Source organism: Prevotella sp. ICM33 (assembly GCF_000517825.1).
Taxonomy (GTDB): domain Bacteria; phylum Bacteroidota; class Bacteroidia; order Bacteroidales; family Bacteroidaceae; genus Prevotella; species Prevotella melaninogenica.
In genome coordinates this window covers 1-3,831 of sequence record NZ_JACD01000083.1, presented here as the reverse complement: position 1 = coordinate 3,831, position 3,831 = coordinate 1, and the positions used below count along the sequence as shown (strand labels likewise).

The following is a 3,831-nucleotide window of genomic DNA, read 5'->3' as shown; positions in this document are numbered from 1 at the left end:
CAACCCCCTCTCCGAAAGGAGAGGGGGAGTGCTGGAAACAATTCGCTTGAGGATGAAAGCCTTGTTTGAGCTAATCTGTTTTGGTAAATCCTTTCAATCATTCCCCAATCTCATAGGGGGTATCTCGCATTTCACGCCCCTCCCTATGGGGGAGGGGCTGGGGGTGGGGCCAGTTGGTAGGTTGGTTGATTGTTGGTTGATTGTTTGTCTTTTACTCCTCCATCAACTTCCTATATCTACCCTTCTTAATCTCCTCATTGCCAAGTCGGCGTGCCTTATTGATTTCGTAATCAGAGAAGCCACCTTCGAAGAAGACAACTTCACCGTTACCCTCAAAGGCGAGGATGTGGGTACAGATACGGTCGAGGAACCAACGGTCGTGGCTGATGACAACAGCACAACCGGCAAATGCCTCAAGACCTTCCTCCAATGCACGGAGTGTATTCACGTCGATATCGTTGGTAGGCTCATCGAGAAGGAGGACATTACCTTCCTGCTTCAATGCCATAGCCAACTGAAGACGGTTGCGCTCACCACCAGAGAGTACTGAACAAAGCTTGCTCTGGTCGGTACCAGAGAAGTTGAAACGTGAGAGATAAGCACGTGAATTGATGTCACGTCCACCCATACGAATCGTCTCGTTGCCTTGTGAAACTACGTCATATACCGTCTTGTTAGGGTCGATATCCTTGTGCTGCTGGTCAACATAAGCAAGCTTAACGGTCTCACCTACCTCGAAGGTACCGCCATCAGCCTGCTCCAAGCCCATGATAAGGCGGAAGAGCGTAGTCTTACCCGCACCGTTAGGACCGATAACACCTACGATGCCGTTAGGAGGCAACATGAAGTTGAGGTCGTTGAAGAGAACCTTCTCACCGAAAGCCTTCTTTACGTGCTGTGCTTCGATAACCTTATTACCCAAGCGTGGACCGTTAGGAATAAAGATTTCAAGCTTCTCCTCACGTTGTTTCTGCTCCTCGTTGAGCATCTGCTCGTAAGAGTTCAGACGAGCCTTACCCTTTGCCTGACGCGCCTTTGGTGCCATGCGCACCCATTCCAACTCACGTTCCAATGTCTTGCGACGCTTAGAAGCCGACTTCTCTTCCTGCTCCATGCGCTTTGTCTTCTGATCGAGCCATGAAGAGTAGTTGCCCTTCCATGGAATACCCTCGCCACGGTCGAGTTCAAGAATCCACTCGCTCACATCGTCCAAGAAGTAACGGTCATGGGTAACAGCGATAACAGTACCCTCATACTGCTGCAAATGCTGCTCCAACCAGTCGATACTCTCAGCATCAAGGTGGTTGGTAGGCTCATCGAGCAACAACACATCTGGCTTCTGAAGGAGCAGACGGCAGAGGGCAACACGACGGCGCTCACCTCCAGAGAGGTTGGTCACTGGCAAATCACCCTTAGGACAACGCAGTGCATCCATCGCCCTTTCGAGTCGTGAATCAATGTTCCAGGCGTCCGTTGCATCGATAATATCCTGCAACTCAGCCTGCCGCTGCATCAGCTTGTCCATCTTGTCAGCATCAGAGTAATACTCCTCCAAGCCAAACTTTACGTTGATATCGTCGTATTCCTTCAGTGCATCATAGATATGCTGCACACCTTCCATAACATTCTCCTTCACGGTCTTCGCCTCATCGAGTGGTGGATCCTGTGGCAGATAACCCACCGAATAGCCCGGACTCCATACCACTTCGCCCTGTGTTGGTTCCACAAGACCGGCGATAATCTTCATCAGCGTAGACTTACCTGCGCCGTTGAGACCAATAATACCTATCTTTGCACCATAGAAGAACGAGAGGTAAATGTTCTTCAGAATCTGTTTCTGGTTCTGTGGGATAATCTTCGATACACCCACCATTGAGAAGATAATCTTCTTGTCGTCTACTGTTGCCATTTATTCTTTCGTTTGTTTTGTAGGCAAAGATAACGAAAATAATTCATATTGGCAAGTTAAGAAGTTGACAAGTAATCAAGGTGCTTGTGGAAAGAAGACAGAGAATATAAAAGACAGGGTAACAGAAGAACGCTTAGGATTCAGCCTCTTATTGTCTCAACATATAGCGACTTTCTAATAAGTATCACGCCCCAGAGACTATTATATCTATCTTCTTTATGAACGAGAGAATATGTATTGTTTTCAATTGTTTTATTGACGAAAAGAAATTACCGTAAAAGATTTCTATTACTATTCCTCTCAAGGATTTGCATTTGATGAATAGCTATCTGATTAAGTCTAACAAGTCTTTCCCCTTGAGGTATATCGTCATTGATAAGTACTGCATTGATATTCTCCATGTTCGACAAACAAATCAATTCATTTACAGAAGCATAGTCACGAATATTACCTTTCAAATCAGGATTAGACTCTCGCCATTGTCTGGCAGTCATTCCAAACATGGCAACATTCAGCACGTCTGCCTCCTCTGCATAAATGATGTTTGCCTGCGTAGGGGTAACTTTCTCAGGGATGAGATGACTCTTTATAGCATCCGTATGTATGCGATAGTTTATCTTAGATAATTCTCTTTTTGCAGTCCATCCTATCAACTCTTGTTCTTTAGCTTTCAGACGTTGGAACTCCATGACAAGATAAAGTTCAAACTCAACAGAAACCCAATTGGCAAACTTGAAAGCTATATCACGCTGAGCAAAAGTACCACCACCAGCTCCATTCTTAGTGAAGACACCTATTGCTGCAGTCAACTCCACCCATCTGGTTGGGCTCATAGTAAAAGAGTTACTACCTGCTTCTGCCAAAAGGGGGTCGAATTCGACCCCTTTGAAGTTAGGATTGTTTAGTTTCTCCCATAAACCCAAATACTCCAGCGTATTCTTTTGGCGCATCCAATTCTTAACAACGTCTTTAGGCTCAGCAGTATTCTTCTGTCGAGCAATGTCTGTTATACAGATGTAATCAATACCATCTTTTGTCATAGTCTTAATTGCTACATCTTTAACGAAGATTTCTCCCTTCTTTGTCATAGTATTATTATTTTATAAATAATATGTGCAAAGATAATATAAAAATCACTTCCAGCTCACTCCTATCAACAAAATACTAATAAAATCGTTGATAAATAAGAATAATGTTTACCTTTGCAGGGGTAATCATTAACAGAATACTAACGTAACGTGTTGGCAGCCAAACATAAATATACGAAGTTTACTTATCTTTACCTACTTACAAACACCCACTGACAGGGAAACTTATTCCTCAAATTAGGAAAGTATTATCTTATAAAACAAGCGATTATGGAAGAAACTCCTTCTCCTTACAGATGGTTTGGATATATGTTTGTTTGGATGCTGGCGTGTCTACTTCTTCTTCAAAAAGGAGAAGGATCCAGGCTGTTTATCTTTATCCTTTTATTAGTAGCAATAGTGCTCAATGGTTATTGCGCATATAGGTTTGCTTTGGAGAAATGGACATTCTTAGCCATACTGGCATTCGTCGTGGCTATGGTGCTTGACTTCTTCCCAATTGTTGCCTATTTCGTAATAATAGAAATATTCATGGCGTAACTAACACTTCAGAGTCGTTTCCTACTTTTCTTAGGGTCTTCAGGATTTTGGAGTGATAAGTTTTGCCACTTAAGGTTAGGTTTCTGACGAAATGTCACACGGAGAAAAGGAGAGGACGGAGGATTATAAGGAAAAACAATGGAAGTCACGGAGGCACCGACGGTGCATAGAGCTAAGGAGCTTGATTGTCAATTCTATTAGCAATTTATATACAAAGCGTTTATCCCAAAACTTATCAAGAATCTGTACGCTACACCTCCGTCGCTCTTTGTGCCGTCGGCACCTCCGTGACAT

At 43.7% G+C, this 3,831-nt stretch carries 3 protein-coding genes; 1 reads left to right on the top strand and 2 read right to left on the bottom strand.

The window, feature by feature from the left end:
- Positions 1-211: 211 nt before the first annotated feature.
- Entirely contained in the window at positions 212-1,909 is a 1,698-nt protein-coding gene (gene ettA, locus HMPREF1505_RS10355; RefSeq protein WP_036925168.1) for an energy-dependent translational throttle protein EttA, read from the bottom strand.
- Between the two features lie 269 nt (positions 1,910-2,178).
- Positions 2,179-2,997 carry a KilA-N domain-containing protein gene (locus tag HMPREF1505_RS10350; RefSeq protein ID WP_036925167.1) on the bottom strand — a complete coding sequence of 273 codons (819 nt, stop codon included), beginning with the start codon at positions 2,995-2,997 and terminating at the stop codon, positions 2,179-2,181.
- A gap of 270 nt (positions 2,998-3,267) precedes the next feature.
- Here HMPREF1505_RS10350 and HMPREF1505_RS10345 point away from each other — a divergent pair, with 270 nt between their 5' ends.
- Complete coding sequence (locus HMPREF1505_RS10345) at positions 3,268-3,537, top strand: hypothetical protein (protein ID WP_036925166.1); 270 nt, start codon at positions 3,268-3,270, stop codon at positions 3,535-3,537.
- Positions 3,538-3,831: the final 294 nt, after the last annotated feature.